This window comes from Rhodococcus sp. RCBS9 (genome assembly GCF_029457415.1).
Lineage (GTDB): Bacteria > Actinomycetota > Actinomycetes > Mycobacteriales > Mycobacteriaceae > Rhodococcus_F > Rhodococcus_F qingshengii.
On the sequence record NZ_CP120422.1, the window covers coordinates 6,494,771 to 6,513,710 of the forward strand.

An 18,940-nucleotide genomic window follows, 5' to 3' on the forward strand; every position below is an offset into this window, starting at 1 on the left:
GTTATGCGCTGCCCCAGGGGTCCGCAGGTGCGTCATTGTTGCTCTTACGCTTCGGGATCGGGCTCGACACCGTCCGAACCGTCAACTCAGCCGACTGGCGAGTCTCCCCGTCCTTCTCGTACGGGCGGATGTAAAACTCACCCGACAGTTCAATCTCAGTCTTCGCGTCGAAGTTTTCCTTCACGAACTCCGCGAGTGGTCCCCATGCGGCGCAACGGATTACTGCGCTCTTGTCCTTCTCCCACTGCCCGGTTGATTCGTTTTTCTTGTCTTTGTTGAATGCGACGGGGAAGTTGGCGACGGGTCGGTCGCCGATGAATTTGAGTTCAATTTCTCCGATGATGAAACCCTTGCCACTCAGATTGGCCAAAGCCATGTGATGCTCTCTTTCGTTAGATGGTTTGTTTTACAGAATGTTTCAGGCGTTTCACGATCGTTCGACCATGTCGCCACACTGGGAGCAGTGCCAGCCCCAACTGGACATGCCATTGACGTCGTAACCCCGTCGCCAGAACGTAGACCGCTTGACGAATCGACCACAGACGCACTGCATCTGTCTGGCGCGCCGCTTAGGTTCCAGCGCTTGACATGCCTCCAATTCGCCGACCTCCTCGGGTGGCATGATTCGCCAAACCAGGTTGGTCATGCGTTCGGGCCGCGAGCATCCATACGCCTCGCGCTCCCCTGTTCCAGTCTCTGGTCCTGAGAGCACGTGATCGTTGTCCCGCCAGGATCTAACTGGTTGTAGCCGCGATCGACGTTCAAATCGACCCTCGTGTTCTCATGCCAGTCCCGGGTTGCAGAATGGAGTTCGCGGATGTCTTTCAACGTGATTGACGACTTCTGCCCTGTCGAGAACGTGATGTTCAGGGGCATCACGCACCTACCTTTCGCCGTGAGCCGTGCCAGCGTCCCCCGACCAAACCAACCACCAACAGGCCGAAGAACGCCTGCCAGAAACTGATCCCCCACGGATAGATCGCACCCAACGCCACCATCAACAACCAAGGCGACAACACCCACAAACCGATCAACACAAACACGGCCACAAGAATCTTCTCAAAGTCCTCGGCCACAACAGATTTAGCCATAAACACTCCTACTCATAGTTGTTCATCGAGTCGTAGTACTCGGCATCAGGAATCCATGGCAATCCCACCGCTCCGTGCTGCAATGAAGCTGGCCACGCACGCTCCTCACGAGACCCGCGCCACGACACCACATCCACCATCGATGCCCGAGCCAAACCCGGATCGCTCTTCGCCCGGCGAATACCGAACCCGAACTCAGGCCAACGACGCCACAACGAAGACCCGATCGGACGCATAACCCGCTGCCCCTGCATGTCATTCGAATTGCCCGCGTGCGCCTCAGTAAGCAACGCGAACCCGTGACGCTCACGCAACCCGTCAATCACGTGAGCCACTTCCCGCGCCGAAGTCTCCTCAGACGGGTCACGATGGTGCAGTTTGTACAACGGCCCTAACACCAACAGGTCGGGTGCCAACGACTGAATCGCGTTCTCCAGCCACGAAATGTCTCGACCCGACAGAAGATCGATCCCAGCCGGTTTCGTATCAATTCGCATCTGATCGTTCCAGTCCACCAAGCCATGCCCGTGCTGCTCTCGGATCGCTTTCACACGGTCGATGACCCACCTGTATCTGCGGCGTGACTGATCGTCGGAGTTTTCGCAGTCGATTACGAGCACTCGCACTGATTGGTTTCCGTCACCCATGACGTTGCCGCCGAATGGGTGCACTCCGCCGGCGAGGCATGCCGCGATTTGTGAGCAGAGAACGGATTTACCGCCACCCTCTGCCCCAGTGATGACAGTTCGGTCCATCCGCTCAAGTAGCCCTGGAACGAGCCATTGACGCGCTTGAGTTTCGGCTGCAAGAAAGTCACTCATACCTCTGGGGAGTGGCGTTTCTCGATCCGCTGCGGTGTCTTCTGCGGCATCGCAGGCTTCGCGTAATAGTTTGGTCGCTACGCGAACTTCCGCTGACCCGTCGATGTCGGAGAGCGATTGCAGCCGCTGAGTGGTCCGCTGACACGCGTCAGCAAGCTTCCGCCTACCAGAGAGTTCCCTAAGCCTTGCGGCGATCTGAGAAGCGCTCTCAGGCCTCCAAGCCAACTCAGTTAGCCCGAAGATCTTCACCGCATCCCAAAACCTCGTCAGACCCTGTGCCTGCAACTGCCCTGCCAAGGTCACCGTGTCCACCGACTGCTTCGAGCGCAACATCTTCACGATTACCGCCGCGAGCTCTTTATGCGCCGGGTGATACCAATCGTCAGGCTCAACAGTCAGTAGCGCGTCACCGCACCGGTCAGGGAATTGGACCGCCAACCCGAGAAGGGTTTTCTCCTGCAATTCATCCCACGCTACTTCACGATCGTATTCAACCTCAATCAATCCATTTCACTCCTGCCATAAAGGTGCATCCTGATTCACGAGAGTGTTACTGGGCTTTTTGTCGGCCCGATTAATCCAATTGGTGAAAGCCGCGTCCCAATTGACTTTCCGCTCATCTTTGGACTCCGCCCAGTTACGTATCTCCTCTGCGAGCACTTCGACGTTCATGCCGCGGGCACGCGCTCGTTCGATGTGCGACTGATTCGGAACCCAATCCGAAGGGATTGGAAGGCTGGGACGCTTGCGTGAACCACCCTCGATCCCTCGTTCCCTTGTTCCCTTGCTCCCTTGCTCCTGCAGTGAGGGCTCAGTGAGGGCTCCGTGAGGACTCACTGAGGATTCAGTGAGTTTGACGCCGTCGCTGGTAGGGAGCGGTTTATTCGAGCGAGTAGGTCGGTTGATCTTCTGATGAACGGCCCAATTCGAGATGTACAAGTACGGCCGACCATCGGCCCCGATGTATCGCACGATTTGACCACTACTTGAGAGCTCAGTGAGCCCTCCGTGAACCCTCACTGAGGACTCAGTGACATCGTCCATCGGGAACAGATCGGACCGAATGAGTTCCGCCGAGTCCAACCCCACGCCGTTATCGTCCACATAATTCCAGAGCCCAATAAACAGGAGCCGCGTTGGAATCGAATGCTGCGTCACATCCAGCGAACGCCAGAACTCAGGTTTTATGGATCTGATACGCAAATCATCCAACCTCCATCATCATCCAAAAGCGACTTCACTCCACGCCGATAAACCGCCGTCGACAAAGAATCCCCAGAATTCCGGACGATATGCCCAAACTCCATAGACGATGAACGATTCGACTCGATATCGCGATGGCACGCCGCGCAAATGAAAAGCAAATTTGATGCCGCATTGATAGCCGGGTCTCTGGTCCCGCCCATACCGCGGGGTTTCCTGTGATGTATCTGCTCCGCGGCACCCATACCGCAGCATTCGCAATCCCCGCCGGCCCGCTTCGTCACCAGCTCCACCGTCCGCCTATCCGGCCCCGTCCTTCGCCCGGCCACGCTTCCTCCTCTGAGACTCACGATCCCGACACGTCGTACACACACCCGACCTCCGAATCCCCAACCGCACACGCCCACCCAACGGCCCCGTCGACCCAAACCTGCGCGCACACAACGAACACGCCACCGGATCGTCAGGCCTCGGAGCAATACATGACCTACACGTCGACAAACTCGACCGAACCAACTCACCCACCGTTGCAGGCTCATCCGCATACCTGATCGAACGCCCACACACCACGCAACGGCTCAACGCTGCAGAACGGCGCGGCATATGTCCCCGCTCCCGACGACGCTTCCTCTGATAGCACGACATGCACTTGCCCTGTGCGCCCTTGCAAACCCATCCACGCGGCTTGCCCTGCGCGAGGTGTCCTTTGCGGTACATGCTGCGCCCACAATCGACGCAAGATCCGCCGTACCAATCGGCGACCGGTTCACCCTCTGCGATGGAAAGAAGCTGCGCGAGTGCGTTACTCATCGCAAATGATTCCCGCACGAACCACACCAGACACGTGAATGAGGTCCGGTTCTTCGAACGTCCCCAACAGCGCTGTCATGTCGATAGGTTTCGCCGCATCAGCAGCGCAGTCCCGCAGCACGGGGCAGCCAGCGCACAACTCGCGAGCTGCCCCGACAGGATCCTCGGCAGGAAGGTTGGTGACGTACCAGAGTTCAGGATCGGCGGTCAGACATTTCGCTTGTTGTTGCCAACCCATGTTGTGTTGTTCCTAGTTGTCGGTGGCGTGGTAGTTGACGCCCGCATTGAATTGGACCTGATCGATCTCGCCTGCCCGGAACTTGCGGTTCAACCCGCGCAACGCTGTCAGCGGGATCCGATACTGTTCTGCAAGGTTTTCGGCTATCCTGTGCGCTTTGGACAGGTTGTCGTTGCGTTGTTGCAGGGTGTGGATGTATTGGATTGCGTTGTGAATGTCGGGTTCGCCGGCGTGGTTGAGGGCGAGTTGGTCGACCTCTTCGGGTGTCATGACTCCAACACCTCTGTCAGAGGAAACTCCGACTCCCCGAACACGCTCCAGCCGTTGCGTCGATTCTCGCGAGCGGTTCGCGCCTCCTCAAGGTCCTCCACGTAACGCCAAACGCCAGTTTTCAGCCTCACCGCGAGGGTCTGATCGTCAGCGGTGCGAACGAGCGTCACGTCGTCCGGGATTTCGTCACCTTTATGGAAGACACGCGGCGTCGGCGGTTTCGGTTCGTCCAGCACCTCGGTGAGTGGCAGATAGTAGCCCCACAAATCGCCACCATGGCCCTCGCCATCAGTATTTGACGGCATGTAACCGTCCTCGGATGACCCCTGCAAGGAGAACTCGCCGTTGGGTCTACGAGTCCACACGTCGCCGTCTGTGTCGACAACCCTCTGTACATCGTCGGGAATGATGCTGCCGCGCTCGAACACACGAGGCCCAACCGCACCAGCATCCAACGCAGACTTAGCCTCCACCGCCATACGCAACCACTGACCCGGATCCCGCGACGACAATAACTCCCGCCGCACACCATCGTTGTAGTACGCATTCCGGATCGCCGCAGCCAACTCCACAACCTCAGCAGGCTGCGACTCCACCAACCGCACATGAGCGGCCCGACCGCGCAACTGCTGAGCCGCACCAACAAGATGCACAGCCTCAGCATGCTCAGCTACTGCCTCAATCTGATCTGCCGTCACACTCATACCGCAACCTCCATCAAAGGAAACTCGAAATCAAACCAAGCTGCGCGCAGCGGTTCTGGACCCACCGCGCCCGTATTTGAACGCAGATATCCAGGCAACTCGCCCGGATCCCGCACCAACTTGAACGCACCGTTTTCGGCCCGCACATACTCATCACCGTCAGGCGACCCCACACGCTCAACGTCATCGGGAATCAGATCCCCGAACTCAAACACCCTCACGGCCTGCCCCTTCCGCTCAAATCCATCTCACGACGCAAATTCACCGACCGCGTAATCAACGTGTCCTTCTCCTCCGAACGCGCCTTCACCCGAGCCTTCGCATGACGCAGAGCAGACTTCGCAGCCTGCAACACCTTCCGAGACTCAGCCGTCTTCAATAACACCTGCGCCTCACGATCCGCCGCAGTCTTCCCGTCTGCCTCCAATTGCGCCCACGCCTCAGCCAACAAATGAGCTTCGGTCGCCTCATCGTGGGCACCCTCGATCGACTCCAACAGATCAGGCATTTCCTGAAAGAACTGTTCGAGTTCGTAGAGTCGAGCGTTGACGTAGGCAGGCGAGGTGGGATCGAGTTGCTCAGAAAGGAGAACGTCTCTCACATCGCCGCTCATCAGAACGGAGGTATCAGAGCAAGTACAGCGCGGAGGACCGCCAGATCAGTTTCAGTGTTCAACCCGCCCTTGCCTCCGGCCTCACCAACAAGGCCGGTCACCTGAGCGGGTGTGAACTGAGCAGCCTGTGCTGCAGCGATGATCTTCGCCCGAAGGTCTGCTGCCTCGGCATCTTCAGGTTTGGGCTGAGCTGCAGGCTTTGAATCCGGCACATCGCGTTCCGCTTGACGGTTCCGCACTTCCTCAGCCGAAGCAATCCCACGCTTCGTGTCAGCCGCCAGCGCCGCGACAATCGCACGACCCCACGCCGAAGTCTCAGCATTCATCAACTCAGACCCCTTGGTGTACGGCGTCTTGCCAGGGACGACCTCCTGCGCCATACCCACACCCGGCAGCGGATCATCCGGCGAACGGTAGGCCGCGGCAACCACAATGATGTGAACCACTCCGCCAAGATCTACAACCTCATACGGTTTGGCCTTGTCCCACGGCTGCAGCGAACCTTCCGGGTACTTGGTTCGGAACTCCGCGATCCGTTCCGGAACTTCGATGTAGTCGTCATTCTTCTGATAGCCCATTACGCCACAACCTCCAACGGCTTCATCTTCCGAGCCTCACGAACCCGCACAGCCAACTTCGCGAACTCCCAACCAGCCCCAATATCAACCGAATACGCAGCAGCAGAAGGAGACTTTCCCCGAATCGGCACATGAATCAACACCGCCTCCGACAAATCCAAATCCGCATGCAACACCTCACGAGCACCAGTCACTTGGTCATAGCGCTCACCATGCGCATACGAAGCAAACTGAATCGCAGCCTTCAGCGGATACCGGGGATCCGAAGCACCAGTCTTCAAATCCCCAATCTGCACACGCCCAGACCGCTTATGCCGCAAAAGCTTGTCGAACGAACCCGCCGCCTGCAGCTCGTCCACAACCACAAACTCTTCAGCAGCCAACACCTCGTAGTCGGACATCACCTCCCGGTAGCAGTCCATCCACGGCTTGAACTCCTCAGGCATGAACTCAGGCTCACCACCCGCATCCACAATCTCCGTGAACTCGTGAAACGCCGTACCCTTTCCCGATCCGTCATCCGACGACGCAGCTGTCTGAGCACGCGAAACGAGCTGCTTCATCTGCGTTTTCGCCTGCGACCACGGATCCTTGTACTTGGACACCAGTGACGCGACCTGCGCGGCGACGGACTTTTCGCGGATCAAACCGACAGCGGTCTGCGCTGCCAGCCAGTCCCCCAGGTTCGATTTGTCATCGAGTGCGCCGGCGAGTGTCGATACTCGGGTGTAGCCGACAGCGTTGACGGGGGTCTTCTTTTTGCCTTCGTATTTGAGTGGCTGTCCGTCTGTGGTGACGAAGGGCCTCCCGTACTGATCTCTCACCACGCTGTAATCAGTGATTTGAATCGCCCTCCGTCACATTGAAAACCGAACCCGACACCAACACACACGGCGGCACATGCCCCGCAACCAACACACAATCCCGACCAAACTCCGCAGCAGCCACCTCAACCACATCAAAATGCGGGCACGCAGCCGGAACATCATCCGGATCAAAACCCAACCCCACCAACGGCGGATCCAACACCGGAGGACCACTCGGAACACTCACAACACACCCACCATCTGAGACCACACCAACAGATAAGAAGCCAGCACAGCCCCATAGAAACGCCACTCATTGACAGACACAGGCGATTTCACTGCACCCACCCCCTGAACCGCGCATACGCATATGCACCCAATAGCATCGTCGCGCCGAAAGCTCCCTTAACCCAGTCAAGTTCACCCTCCGGGTCTTCATCAGGAGGCAACGAGGTCATCGCCGGATCCGAAACTTGCGGGCCAGGAAATCCGGAAACCAACCCTCACCATTGATCAACACATCCATGTCAGCCGCCGTACCAGCAGGATCCGCGAATGTGACTCGCTCCTCGCACCATTCAGGATCAGCGGCAAGCAACCGATCAGCCGCAGCTTCAAGCTCACGATTCGTCATGCCGCAACCCCCTGCCACGCAACAGCACCCGAATGCGGACGCCGAGAAGAACACCGGCCAACCTTCACAACACGCCCCTCAGCATGAGCAGTCCTGACCAACGAGAATCCCAACGACGGCTCCGCCAACGTCGGCAACATCTCGACCGTGAACGGAACACCCGAACAAACCAAGCGATCCACCACCTCACGAGCACGCGCCTGATACGCCGAATCCGTGACAACCCCAAGCTGTTTGAGACGAGCCATCATCACGTCAGGCTTCACATAGCCCAACTTCTCGGCAATCTCCGCATTCGAGAAACCGAAGGACCGGAAATGCTTGTACTCGTGAATCAGATCTGAATCCGTGTACGCCATCAGACAGCCACCTTCATGATACGAACCAACTCGGCCAGGCCCGCCGGCGAGAACCGCAACTCAATTGGCATCGCGTCACCTGCGACGAGATACTCCGAAACACAGTCCCGAGGGAACCCGAACCCATCAGTCCAAGCCGCACCCGTATTCAAAAACCGATGCAGCCGAACCGCATTCGTATCAACACCGTGATGCTTCAGATGATCGAGGGCCTCGAAAACGCTGTACGTCACATCCTCGAACACCTCAGTGAGTGGGAAGTCACTGTCTTCCCATGCGGGATCTGTCGTATCGCTCGGCCCCCACCCGCCATTGTGATTGACATGCAGGAATCCGAAATTGCCAGATCCCTTGCGTTCCACAACCTGGAACGACTTGTTCTCCTCGTTCGACAGCCGGAGGCGTTTCACATCGTCGGGGATGGTGTCACCGCGATCAAAAACGCGGGGTGCCAACGTGTACGGGATCGGCGAGTGATCCGAGAACTCCGCAAAACCCTCGAACGTGGCGTCCTCAGCGGCAACCTGATCTCGACTGACAATCGTAGTGCCGGGCTGCGCAACCAAATCCCCCAGCCGATCCAGCCAACCACTTCCGCTGGACTCTTGATCAGTGATGTAGTGGACGGCCTTCGCCAACGCCGATTGCATGTTTTCCCAAACATCACGGCGAATTGATATAGTTTCCATTGAATGGTCCTTTGAGTGGGATGTTCGTAGGCCCGGCCACTGGTGGTGCAGTGCCGGGCCATTCCATTTGGGCAAGTCAGTGAAGATTCAAGCTGCGAGCCGGCCGCGCCGAATAAGCAACCTCCGCATCGGATCAACCGCATCAGGCTTCAACGTCGGCGTAAAAGCCATCCGATCCTCAGCCTTACTGTTCTGGTAGCCATGCGGAATCACCCTGAACCAATCCGCATACTGCTGATACGGCCTGCGATCCGGCTGCAACACACCCTCTTCCTTCAGATGCTTGAAGAGTGTCGTTCTGCCGATGCCAAACATGTTGGCGACACCGCCCATCTTCAGCGTCCCCTCGGCATCGAGGAACCGTTCGTATTCGGCGGCAAGTGGTTCCAGCTCAACTACTTTGGTGTTCGCTTCGAGTGCAGCGGCTTCAGCCTGCAAGGCTCGTTCGTGTAATGCCGCTGCTTCGCGCAATGCTTCGGCGTATGTCTGCGGGATCTGCGATTGCACTAATTCGGCTTCGCGAGTCTTGATCGCGAAGTAGGACTGAGCGGCTGCAACCTCAGGCTTGTTCGGGTCGCCGTTCATTGCTAGGAGGTACGCGGCAAAACGAGAGAGGGCGTAGTCCAAAGTGGCTGGCCCACCCCCAGGTGGCGTTTTACGGGATCCCGTAAAATGACTGGTCACGTCGTGGCCTTGATTCTTTGCCGATTGCATGGCCCTGGCGACAGGCACTTCGAATGCCTGCCACTTGGCGTAACCCATCATCGGCATCAAGTCACGCGCTGACCAGAATTCAACGCCATCTGGTCGAACCTTGCGGATGGAATCAAACGGCGACTGCACATCCACGGAAACAAGTTCCGTCACAACAACCTCCAAGAATGTAGTAGTGGGTGTAACCGTGTCCTGGCCCGACTCGAACGGGCAACCAACCTTGGGCAGGACCACCAAACCGTTCGACGCATTTACCTCAACAAAAGTTGGTGTAGGACAACCAGTCCCGTATCCCGCGCCAAACCGTGCAGCAAACACCCCAACCCACAAACCCTGCAACCATCACCCCCGCAGACAAGTCACATCAGGGTTCAGACAGTCACGACAGGCCCACAAAGGTCAGGCACCGCACGTAAAACACGCTGTGGAATTTTCGAAGGACATGCAGCAACGGGCATCCATTTGCCACCACCACCCGTAGGCGACTCGGCAAAAACCCGCGCTTAAGAAGCCGTCAGAGACGGTTGAAAGAAGTTGTTGTGCAAAACCTCAGACCTGAGGCTGCGCGTCCCGCACGGGAATCGAACCCGCACAAACCATTCGGGACTTCCTAGCTCACTCGCCGCGAATCCAACGATCAAGCGCCTCAGGAGAAATAAGCCAAGGGCCCTTGATCTTGTTGCGGCGCTTACGCTGGTGACCCTCAAGCTCACCCGATGTCAACGCCGCATACACATGTGTCCGGTTACATCTTGCGATCTCGGCCGCTTCAGCCGGAGTCATGTACTCCGTCATGCCAAATTTCTCTGCAGCCTTCATGCGGCATCAACCTCATAAGCCTCAACGATGAAGTCGTATGGGATTCCGAGACGAAGCCTGATTGCCGCGATGACAGCAGGACCGGGCTGGCACTGAGCGGTCATGACTCGATGCAGTGTCGCCTTTGGAACTTTTAGTTCCACCGCAAGTGCCGAATAGTTTGGGATGTTTCGTTTCGACATCGCCGCCTGGATTGCGTCAGTCCGAACTCGAAGTGCGGCTAGGCCAGCGGGTTTCGTGATTGGCATGCCTCAAACTATGAGCCGACTCGTGCCGAATGTCAACCATGTTGTTCCACATTTGGGACAGATGGGGTGTCAACTCGGGTCAAACGTGCAGGCAGAGCCACTTGCAATAGTCCCAAATATGAGACAAGATAGTGTCATGACCGAATCGGAATGGGACCTCACCGCATACGTGGAGCGAGCGCTGGGACGCCGCGTCACGGTTGAGGAGATGCTGGAAGCAACCGGGCTCACACGGTCAACGTTCTACCGACGGAAGAACCGCCGTTACGACTACCAGGACGTGGTGTCAGCCGCTGAGTACTTCGGCCTCGATCGCGATGCCGCTGTCGACGAACTCCTCGGCCTTAAGGGAGATGCGCGAAAGCAAGACGGGACCGTGCACGCATTGCGTGCCACAACCGAGACTGCTGCTGCCGACTCAGATGAGAAGTGGCCTCCAGCAGTATCCGAGTGGCTAAACGCACTAGCGCCGCTCATCGCTTCACTTCCGGATCGTTCGCGAGCGGCGATCATGACACGTATCGTCACCGAACTTGCAATCGAAGCCGGCGCTCGCCCCATCAGATCAGCATCCGAAGCATTCGAGGCGCAGCTTGCAGACAGGGGCGAAAAGGCTGCCACGAAGGATGAGCCGCCCACATACGACCCCACCTACAAGCCTGACTTCAGCGAATACGACGCAGCCAGTCACGGAGAGAAGCAAGTCATCCCCGAAAACGGTTTGGAGTCACCGTAACTTGGCGTCAATAGTAAAGAGGCGCACGGCGGAATATGTCGGTAGCGACCCTCATGATTCCGCCATGCCCGATTTCAACCCCTGGAGGTACGCCCGTGACAACCACCCCGACTACCTCATCGACAGAAGTCACAAACTGCCTCCAGGGCTACGCGGATGCATTAAAGGCAACACCATCTACTTGTGCAGCAGCCTCGACCGCGACTCACTCCGCTGCACCCTTTGCCACGAGCTCTGGCACATCAAACGCGAAACCAACCATTCGATGCACCTCACTAACTACCGCGAAGAGATGGCCATCGACAAACTCGTGGCGCGCCAGCTCATCCACATCGACGCCTTCATTGCCGCGATCCCATTCGGAAACAAGGTCCCGCCAACACACGCGGCCGAAGAACTCCGAGTAGACCACCACACCCTCCGCGTCTGGTTCCAAACCCTCAGCGCTGACGAGTGCAGGTACATCGAAACCCGGCTCCAAGAACGAGACCACCCATAAGGGGAAACCATGGCGAACGTCAAGGCATACGACACCGCAGCAGGCCGGCGCTACCGAGTCCGATACCGGACACCACAGGGCAAGCAAACTGACAAGCGCGGATTCGTCACCAAAGCCGAAGCGAACGCCTGGGCAGCGAACGTAGAAGTCGACAAACTCAAAGGTATCTACGTCTCCCCCGCGGCCGGTAAAACCACAGTCGCGGAAATGTACAAACAGTGGCGACCGACCAAACTCAACCTCGCACCATCAAGCCTCCGCCGATACGAGTTGTCGTGGGAAGGCCAAGTCGCTCCAACGTGGCAGAACGTGAAGCTGTCCGACATGACAGCATCCGGAATTGAAGTGTGGTTGGCGCAACTTGTCGCACATCCGTATTCGGCGACAACCGTAAAAAAGGCCCACCAACTTTTGTCGATGCTGCTCGACCTTGCAGTGCGCGACTATCGGATCCAATCCAACCCTGCAAAGGGCCTTACCCTTCCGAGAATTGCAGACACCGAACCGACATTTCTGTCGAGCCAACAAGTCATCGCTCTCGCTGAAGCATCAGGAGTCGGCAAACTCTCCATTCTTATTCTCGGTTTCTGCGGACTTCGCTGGGGAGAAATGGCAGCCCTTAAAGGGCAGCGCTGGGATCCAGAGCGCAGACGACTCCGCATCGCCGAACAGGTAACCGAAATCGACGGGAAACTAACGTGGGGGCCTGTGAAGAATCACCAGGCCCGATCCGTGTCTGTGCCCCGTTTCGTGGCCGATGAAATAAATGCTGCAATCGCTGGAAGATCCTCAACTGACCTCCTGTGCCCCGCAAGCGGTGGAGGCGTCATGCGAAATAAGAATGCCCGCCGCGACTGGTTCGATGCCGCCGTCGAAATGTCGAAAGTCCCTGCCATCACCCCGCACGACCTCCGCCACTCCGCGGCCTCCATCGCGATCGCCGCCGGCGCGAACCTCAAGGGCGTTCAAACCATGCTCGGGCACAAGACAGCAACCATGACCTTGGATTTGTACGGCCACCTATTTGACGATCATCTGGACGATGTGGCGTCGAAAATCGATGCCGCAGTACTTGCACAAAGCAATGCATCCAGTGGCAATCGGAAGCGTGCCTGACTTCAAATGTGGGCAAAATGTGGGCAGACGCAAAAAGACGCCCTCCCGGATTACTCCGAAAGGGCGTCTGAACTGCAGTTATTTGGTGGGGCGGGCGGGGCTCGAACCCGCGACCAATGGATTATGAGTTCGTTCTCAACCCCCGTCATACGCTGGGCTTTCCTGTCAAATGAGCAGATCAGCGCGTTTTCGATATTCGACAATGTTCGAACATATCTTCGATTTGCCCACTATTTGTGGGCAAAATGTGGGCAAGAACCCCACGAAGTGTTCGAACAATGTTCGAATCGATCTGACCTATCGCAACCGGTCGGTTCGCAATGTCTGAGCCGTCTGGTATTAAACACCCATGAACGCAAACACCAAAGCCCTGACAGCAGCGGCCCTAGCTGTGTCGGCAGCACTTATACTGCTGGGCCTTGGATTCGATATATACGAGACGAATAGATTCTCCGACTGCGTGGACACGTCAGTCCATATCGGGCGGTGCGTGAGCGCAAATCGTGGTGGGCTGATCGTATTCGTCCTCGGATTAATCGGCATTATTGGCGCGGGAGCCGCATGGTTAACTCTGCGACGATCTGCGCCCTCCGAGGACCGGAGCCCGTGAGTCACATTCGCGTTCGATCCTGATTCGGTTAACTAGCATCCGCATACACCAACAGAAGGTCAGCCCTAATGACATATCCCCCAACCCCTGAAGCGGGCTTCCCAACCCCAGCACCGCAGCCCGCGCCGAACAACAACAAGCGCGTGCTTATCATCGGCGGAATTGTTATCGCGGCCATCGTCATCGCGATCATTGCGGTATTCGCCCTGAGAGACACTGAGCCTAAGACATTCAACTTGGAAGGCAATGTGGGGATCATCGACGGCGCAAGCAAGTTGTCAGACAATCGTTGTGCAGGAAAGGGCGGATACAAGGATCTGTCAGAAGGCGCTTCGGTGACGATTGGCGATGAGTCGGGGAAGACTGTCGCAACAGGGTCGATTACAGGTAGCGAGTACATGGACGGCGCATGCATGTTGACGTTCTCGATTCCGGTTCCCGCGGACCTGGACTTCTATCAGGTCGAGGTGTCACATCGTGGAGTGGTTACATACTCAAACGAGGACGCTCGATCCGGACCGTTCATGTCGATTGGCGGCTAGTCCATCGCGACTTCTGCGGCTGCGCGCCAGAGCAATCCGGCGTCCGGATCGTCTCACCACACCGCCGGCAGTAGTGACTCCTGGCACCCGCCGCCGTATGCAGTTGGTTCTACAGCCGCGGGCTTCCTAGTTAGTCACGCGCTGATCAATCCCGGAAGCCAGTTCCCAGGTTCGCAGGCAAACTGCCCACAGTTCGGACTGTCTGGTATGCATCTCGCATGGCAGACAAGTGGCTTAGAGCTTTTCGATCGGCTGGCGATGGCTGCGCACGATGCGGCACCAAGACCCGATTGCTCCAGAGCTACTGCCCTGAGTGCAAGGCGTTTGCGAATTCGACCCTCACGCAGTACTCGGCAGCTGCGAGGAACCTGTTGGCACACTCGGGTCCGCTCGGACCTGAATGGATCACATTGCACGAATGGCTGTACGGGGCGCGTATCCCTCGGAAACATGCACTTGACACGATTCGTGCCGACGCACTCACTTGGCTCAACAGGTACGCCACATACGCGCTCAGTGACGGCATCGTCACCGACGACGAACTCGCCACCTTCCGACAAGCAGCACGCGCTTTTGAATTGGAACCCGCCGCGGTCACCCACATCGAATCTCAACTACTCAGAGAGCAGATGCTCGGCGAGATCCGCCAAGGTCGCCTACCAACTGTTCAAATCCCAGGACTCCATCTGCCCACTGACGAATACTGCTACATGGTCGCTGGCGCAACTCGCTGGCGCGACCTCCAAGCTGGCCCCACTCCGTCCCAGGGGCAACTAGCGATTACCAACCGCAAGATCCGGTTTATCGCTCAGCAGTATGGCGGCGAAATCCCACTGAGCAAGGTGCAGCGGCTGTCATACCTGGACCGCACCACCGTTCTGATCGAGTCGACAGCCCGGTCACTCAGCGGGCGTTTCTCAGTTCCTGATGCTGAATACACATCCATCCTGGTGGACACCGCCCTGCGGATCGACCGCCGAATCCTTCTACCGGACAACGGGGACCGTCCGTCGCGGCACATACCGGCACACGTCAAGTCTGCGGTCTACCAGCGAGATCGTGGCGCTTGCGTGGAATGCGGCGCGAATTCTTACCTCGAATACGATCACATCATTCCGTTCTCAAGAGGAGGCGCGAGCACTGAAGGCAATGTTCAGCTGTTGTGCCGGGCGTGCAATCTGGCGAAGGGCGCCCGGGTTTAGTTTCACCCGGGCGGCGACGCAGCCCATAAGGACGCAGCACATAAGGACGCAGTGCGTCAGGCCCGCGGTCATAGGTCTTCGTCGCGGTAGTCCCATTCGAAGGACACCCTCGCATGCGGCACCGCCTCGGTCACTCGACGCTGTAACGACTCCTCGAAGGGCGGGCGCCACCTGTAAAATCCGCTGAAACCTACCCAATCCTCGGAGAACACGCGCACATCACGTCGGGTCCCGTCTTCGCTGTCTCGCCTGACGATGATCGTGTCGCTGTCCAGTTGCGTCTCCTTCAGCACCTCCTCGAACAACTGAGCAATCACTTCAGCGTCGCTGGTGGGCAGGTCGTATACGGTGAAGCAGATCGCGATAGATATAGTCACTCCGAAGACGATAAATTACGCCTACGACGGGATGACTTTGGTCTTCTCGCTCGCCATGTCCGTAACCCTCGCCCTCGTCGGTTGCTCCAACGAGGCGGAGGGTCCCTCGAAAGAGGAGTTGCAAGACTCAGCAGATGACCGACCAGTGCCGCGAGAAGGTGACCAACCGACTCAAGTCGTCGGGGTCTGCCGAGTTCGGAGACTTCGACTTCGTGACGACACCCGAGGGCGATCACTACAGTCACATCGCCAGCGGATGGGCGGATTCCCAGAACGGGTTTGGCGCCTTGATTCGCTCTACCTTTGACTGCAGAGTCATTGTCATGGATGACGGGACTGTAGTCGGCGTGGTTACTAGCTTGAGCTAGCTCCATCGCGACTTCTGCGGCTGCGCGCCAGAGCAATCCGGCGTCCGGATCGTCTCACCACACCGCCGGCAGTAATGCGTTCGATGACCTCCATTGTGCGCCGTCTTGCAGCCGCAGACTTCCCACCCGACGAGGCATGCGTTCGCCACCAACAGGTGCCCATTCGGGCAGCGTTGCGGAGATCGTTCAGTCGACGGCACATCCCAATATTCGCACACCTGTTCGATCAGTGGTAGCGTCAGCCTCGCGGGGTCGGGAGGGTAAGGGAAGACCAGCTCGGCCCCGCTAACCGATGTGTTTACGGCACCCGAAAAGCGGATACCATCCCGTTGCTGCGGCGATTCTGAGCGGGTCAGTTCAGCCGCACAAGGCCTGCCCTCCGGCTGTCCACTCGCCGGGGGTGGGCCTCTCCCCTGTAATGTCGAGAGCGGCCCCTAATCCTCCCCCCGAGGTTGGGGGCCATCTTCGTTCGTTTGGTGGATTTCTGCCCGATTTGCGTGATTGCCTGATGCTTGCCGAATACGTTCGATGAGTCGGATTCAATCGAGGGGTCGGATCCGGCATGTGGTTGGTCATTCGCGTTGTGTGCTCAACGCGGGTGGCGTCAATCGGGACCCGGCCGCACCTGGCCAGGCCGGGTCCCCCAAAACGACAAAGCCCCACCTCGCCAGGAGGTGGGGGCATCGTCATCTCAAGATCGCTTCGTGCGTTCAGCATTCCAGGCATCAATGGTTTCGACGGTCCAACCACGTACGTCACCTGTCATGGCATCGGGTTCAGGAAGCTTGTAGCGGCCGAGGCTGGTGGGTTTGACGCCGATACGTTCGGCGACCTCGGTCCGGGAGAGGAAGCGGATCATGATCTGCGCCTTTCAGTGTTCGCTGATACCAACGATAGCATCGTGACGATGCAACGGTACCGGCCAGCCAACGAAGGCCCCCGAAGGGGCCTCCCGGTCAGATGCTCGCGACCATCGCGATTACGGTCTTGCTTCCGATCATGTTCGGATGGTCAGCGGCGAGGTCTTGGAGGATCTGGGTGGCGACCTCGCGGGCGTGGTCTGCACTGGTGCCCATGACGATCATGTCGAAGCCGGTGGTGTCGGTGGTCCGGTAGGCGTTCATGTTGCTCTCCCTTGTTGGTGTTGACACAACATTAGCATCGTCACGATGCTATCACAAGCACTGAAGACATTGGAAACAAACACAATTCCAACTTGTGTCAGCATCGTCACGATGCTATAGTTGAGGAACAACAACAGAGAGGAGGTAAACATGGACCCGCCGAATTGGACCGAGATAATCGGACTTCTCACCATCCTGCTGGGATGGGCAGAATTCATCCGAAGAGTCTTGGAAGCCCGAAAGCGCCCAAAGCGGAAACGCAAAAAGCGCAAGTAACAAAGGGAACCCGCCCGGATGTAGCGGGCGGGTTCCCCTACTACAGTTTCCCACACACGGAAGGATCAGACGATGACGAACCAAGACAAGACCAGCCTGACGATCTTCGCGCTCATCGCAGCCACCCTCGCGGTCACACACCAGCCGTGGCAGTACTGGGCAGTCGCCGGCGTTGCAGCTGCCGGAGTTGCCGCAGTGTCCTGGCGGACGCGACGCGCTTAAGCTCCACCCGCGCACGACCGACGAAACGACAACACAAGCCCGCCCGATGCAGCACCCGCTAACGCAAACCGTGAACACAGTCCAATGGCACCGCGGAAAAAACTACCAACCGTCCAGTTCGTCTGGTTTGATTGAGCAATCAACTCAGCAAGCAAAGGGCAAAACAGTGAACTCGAAGATCACAAGCGCAGTTGGTGCGCTTGCAATCGCCGTCGGCGCAGCTATGACTGTCGGAAGCGGCACGGCGGCCGCGGATACTGTCATCAATGGGTGCACCATCGTGGACTCTCCAACGAAAACGCGATACACGAACTGCCCAGGCGCAGACTTCACAGGCTCTGACTTGTCGCAAGTCAACTTGATGTACGCGAACGTCCCAGACGCCAAGTTCTCGGGTGCAAATTTCGGAGTTGGACGGGGACTGCACGCGTACGGCGCGAACCTTAGCGGCGCAAATTTCGCCGACACCGACATGTCGAACTCGGCGCTCAATAGCGCAAACCTCAATGGCGCGGTATTCAAGAACACGAAACTGACCTCAGCGTCGATGACGTACGGCACCATCAACGACGCAGATTTCGACGGAGCCGACCTCAATCGAGCTACCGTCAGAGGATCAAAGCTAGACCGCTCGTCCATGGCAGGTGTCACACTGACCGACGCCGACCTCACCGGCACCAACCTCCACGAAGTGGACTTGCGTGACGCAAATCTCGGCTTCGCGAATCTCGAAAATGCTGTCCTCACAAGCACAAAGATCTCGGGAGCCAATTTCGCCGATGCTCGAATCACCAAGACTTACTTCAACGGCACCGAAATCACGCCGCACGACATCGTAGTTCCAGCTGACCGCCCCAGCAGCGGAGCGCAGATAGCCGGCGCAAACGTGTCATGGACCATGCCGGCCAGCGTCGCTGGATTGACAGTTAGCAACTGCAACCCCACGTCGGGATCATTTTTCGGAGAACTCGGCACAATCGTCTCGTGCCAGGTACGCAACCAGACAACCGGAGTCCAGACCGTTGGATCCGCCACGTTTACGGTCATCGTTACCCGATATGAAGACAACGGAGGCACGGGATCGCTCGGCTCACTCCCGTTCGGCAGCTAGTCGGCAGCGGTGCCACGTTAGGCATGCGGCGGGCACTTACGGGCACCGCCAAAGCTTGTCGGCACCTCTCACCTACACTCCATCGCGCAATGTCGGGAGAGTCAGGGAAGCCGACTCAGCCCCTCCTGAATGACAAAAAAGTGCCCCCAACCTCATTGCA

The 18,940-nt window shown here is 57.8% G+C and carries 24 protein-coding genes and 1 pseudogene; 7 read left to right on the plus strand and 18 right to left on the minus strand.

What is annotated here, in order from left to right; all coding sequences use genetic code 11:
- Position 1 precedes the first annotated feature (1 nt).
- The 15 genes and pseudogenes from P0M12_RS30280 to P0M12_RS30350 form a co-directional block, all read right to left on the minus strand.
- Positions 2 to 376: a single-stranded DNA-binding protein gene (locus tag P0M12_RS30280; protein ID WP_277377302.1), complete on the minus strand. Its 375-nt coding sequence runs from the start codon at positions 374 to 376 to the stop codon at positions 2 to 4.
- A 499-nt stretch (positions 377 to 875) separates the two neighbouring features.
- Positions 876 to 1,091 carry a hypothetical protein gene (locus P0M12_RS30285; protein ID WP_277377303.1) on the minus strand — a complete coding sequence of 72 codons (216 nt, stop codon included), beginning with the start codon at positions 1,089 to 1,091 and terminating at the stop codon, positions 876 to 878.
- Positions 1,092 to 1,099: 8 nt separating this feature from the next.
- Positions 1,100 to 1,912 carry an AAA family ATPase gene (locus P0M12_RS30290; RefSeq protein ID WP_277377944.1) on the minus strand — a complete coding sequence of 271 codons (813 nt, stop codon included), beginning with the start codon at positions 1,910 to 1,912 and terminating at the stop codon, positions 1,100 to 1,102.
- A gap of 273 nt (positions 1,913 to 2,185) precedes the next feature.
- Positions 2,186 to 2,416: pseudogene (locus P0M12_RS30295) on the minus strand (DnaB-like helicase N-terminal domain-containing protein); the annotation flags it as partial.
- Between the two features lie 1,759 nt (positions 2,417 to 4,175).
- A complete protein-coding gene (locus P0M12_RS30300; protein WP_277377304.1) occupies positions 4,176 to 4,433 on the minus strand; it encodes a hypothetical protein in 258 nt (85 codons plus the stop codon).
- Entirely contained in the window at positions 4,430 to 5,137 is a 708-nt protein-coding gene (locus P0M12_RS30305; protein ID WP_277377306.1) for a hypothetical protein, read from the minus strand. The genes P0M12_RS30300 and P0M12_RS30305 overlap by 4 nt, the downstream gene beginning before the upstream one ends.
- Complete coding sequence (locus P0M12_RS30310; protein WP_210377349.1) at positions 5,134 to 5,358, minus strand: hypothetical protein; 225 nt, start codon at positions 5,356 to 5,358, stop codon at positions 5,134 to 5,136. Before P0M12_RS30310 ends, P0M12_RS30305 begins: the two co-directional genes overlap by 4 nt.
- Positions 5,355 to 5,738, minus strand: coding sequence for a hypothetical protein (locus P0M12_RS30315; protein WP_277377308.1), 384 nt, complete (start codon positions 5,736 to 5,738; stop codon positions 5,355 to 5,357). The genes P0M12_RS30310 and P0M12_RS30315 overlap by 4 nt, the downstream gene beginning before the upstream one ends.
- Positions 5,739 to 5,749: 11 nt before the next feature.
- Positions 5,750 to 6,328: a hypothetical protein gene (locus tag P0M12_RS30320; protein WP_277377310.1), complete on the minus strand. Its 579-nt coding sequence runs from the start codon at positions 6,326 to 6,328 to the stop codon at positions 5,750 to 5,752.
- Positions 6,328 to 7,155: a hypothetical protein gene (locus P0M12_RS30325; protein ID WP_210377354.1), complete on the minus strand. Its 828-nt coding sequence runs from the start codon at positions 7,153 to 7,155 to the stop codon at positions 6,328 to 6,330. Before P0M12_RS30325 ends, P0M12_RS30320 begins: the two co-directional genes overlap by 1 nt.
- Positions 7,156 to 7,588: 433 nt before the next feature.
- Positions 7,589 to 7,768 carry a hypothetical protein gene (locus tag P0M12_RS30330; protein ID WP_210377356.1) on the minus strand — a complete coding sequence of 60 codons (180 nt, stop codon included), beginning with the start codon at positions 7,766 to 7,768 and terminating at the stop codon, positions 7,589 to 7,591.
- Positions 7,765 to 8,127 (minus strand): hypothetical protein, encoded by a 363-nt coding sequence (locus tag P0M12_RS30335; protein ID WP_210377358.1) that lies wholly within the window; start codon positions 8,125 to 8,127, stop codon positions 7,765 to 7,767. Before P0M12_RS30335 ends, P0M12_RS30330 begins: the two co-directional genes overlap by 4 nt.
- A complete protein-coding gene (locus P0M12_RS30340) occupies positions 8,127 to 8,891 on the minus strand; it encodes a hypothetical protein (protein WP_277377312.1) in 765 nt (254 codons plus the stop codon). Before P0M12_RS30340 ends, P0M12_RS30335 begins: the two co-directional genes overlap by 1 nt.
- A 12-nt stretch (positions 8,892 to 8,903) precedes the next feature.
- Complete coding sequence (locus P0M12_RS30345) at positions 8,904 to 9,683, minus strand: phage antirepressor KilAC domain-containing protein (protein WP_277377313.1); 780 nt, start codon at positions 9,681 to 9,683, stop codon at positions 8,904 to 8,906.
- A 462-nt stretch (positions 9,684 to 10,145) separates the two neighbouring features.
- Positions 10,146 to 10,349: a helix-turn-helix domain-containing protein gene (locus tag P0M12_RS30350; RefSeq protein ID WP_210377363.1), complete on the minus strand. Its 204-nt coding sequence runs from the start codon at positions 10,347 to 10,349 to the stop codon at positions 10,146 to 10,148.
- 384 nt (positions 10,350 to 10,733) lie between these two features.
- Between P0M12_RS30350 and P0M12_RS30355 the strand changes: the two genes are divergently transcribed.
- From P0M12_RS30355 to P0M12_RS30375, 5 genes are all read left to right on the plus strand, one after another.
- Positions 10,734 to 11,333, plus strand: a complete 600-nt coding sequence (locus P0M12_RS30355) for a hypothetical protein (protein ID WP_210377365.1) — start codon at positions 10,734 to 10,736, stop codon at positions 11,331 to 11,333.
- A 64-nt stretch (positions 11,334 to 11,397) separates the two neighbouring features.
- Positions 11,398 to 11,832, plus strand: a complete 435-nt coding sequence (locus tag P0M12_RS30360) for a hypothetical protein (protein ID WP_210377367.1) — start codon at positions 11,398 to 11,400, stop codon at positions 11,830 to 11,832.
- Positions 11,833 to 11,841: 9 nt separating this feature from the next.
- A complete protein-coding gene (locus P0M12_RS30365) occupies positions 11,842 to 12,948 on the plus strand; it encodes a tyrosine-type recombinase/integrase (protein ID WP_210377369.1) in 1,107 nt (368 codons plus the stop codon).
- 678 nt (positions 12,949 to 13,626) lie between these two features.
- Positions 13,627 to 14,100 (plus strand): hypothetical protein, encoded by a 474-nt coding sequence (locus P0M12_RS30370; protein WP_210377227.1) that lies wholly within the window; start codon positions 13,627 to 13,629, stop codon positions 14,098 to 14,100.
- A 218-nt stretch (positions 14,101 to 14,318) separates the two neighbouring features.
- Positions 14,319 to 15,302 carry an HNH endonuclease gene (locus tag P0M12_RS30375; protein WP_277377239.1) on the plus strand — a complete coding sequence of 328 codons (984 nt, stop codon included), beginning with the start codon at positions 14,319 to 14,321 and terminating at the stop codon, positions 15,300 to 15,302.
- A gap of 68 nt (positions 15,303 to 15,370) precedes the next feature.
- Here the strand turns inward: P0M12_RS30375 and P0M12_RS30380 are convergent, their stop codons facing one another.
- The 3 genes from P0M12_RS30380 to P0M12_RS30390 all read right to left on the minus strand — a co-directional run bounded on the left by P0M12_RS30380 (position 15,371) and on the right by P0M12_RS30390 (position 17,171).
- Entirely contained in the window at positions 15,371 to 15,679 is a 309-nt protein-coding gene (locus P0M12_RS30380; RefSeq protein WP_277377241.1) for a hypothetical protein, read from the minus strand.
- A 1,059-nt stretch (positions 15,680 to 16,738) separates the two neighbouring features.
- Positions 16,739 to 16,906 carry an XRE family transcriptional regulator gene (locus P0M12_RS30385; protein WP_210377233.1) on the minus strand — a complete coding sequence of 56 codons (168 nt, stop codon included), beginning with the start codon at positions 16,904 to 16,906 and terminating at the stop codon, positions 16,739 to 16,741.
- Positions 16,907 to 17,003: 97 nt separating this feature from the next.
- Entirely contained in the window at positions 17,004 to 17,171 is a 168-nt protein-coding gene (locus tag P0M12_RS30390; protein ID WP_277377243.1) for a hypothetical protein, read from the minus strand.
- A gap of 348 nt (positions 17,172 to 17,519) precedes the next feature.
- Here P0M12_RS30390 and P0M12_RS30395 point away from each other — a divergent pair, with 348 nt between their 5' ends.
- The gene (locus tag P0M12_RS30395) at positions 17,520 to 17,669 is read left to right on the plus strand and encodes a hypothetical protein (RefSeq protein ID WP_277377244.1); all 150 of its coding nucleotides are present in this window, start codon (positions 17,520 to 17,522) and stop codon (positions 17,667 to 17,669) included.
- 223 nt (positions 17,670 to 17,892) lie between these two features.
- Positions 17,893 to 18,780, plus strand: a complete 888-nt coding sequence (locus tag P0M12_RS30400) for a pentapeptide repeat-containing protein (RefSeq protein WP_277377943.1) — start codon at positions 17,893 to 17,895, stop codon at positions 18,778 to 18,780.
- The last annotated feature ends 160 nt before the right edge of the window (positions 18,781 to 18,940 follow it).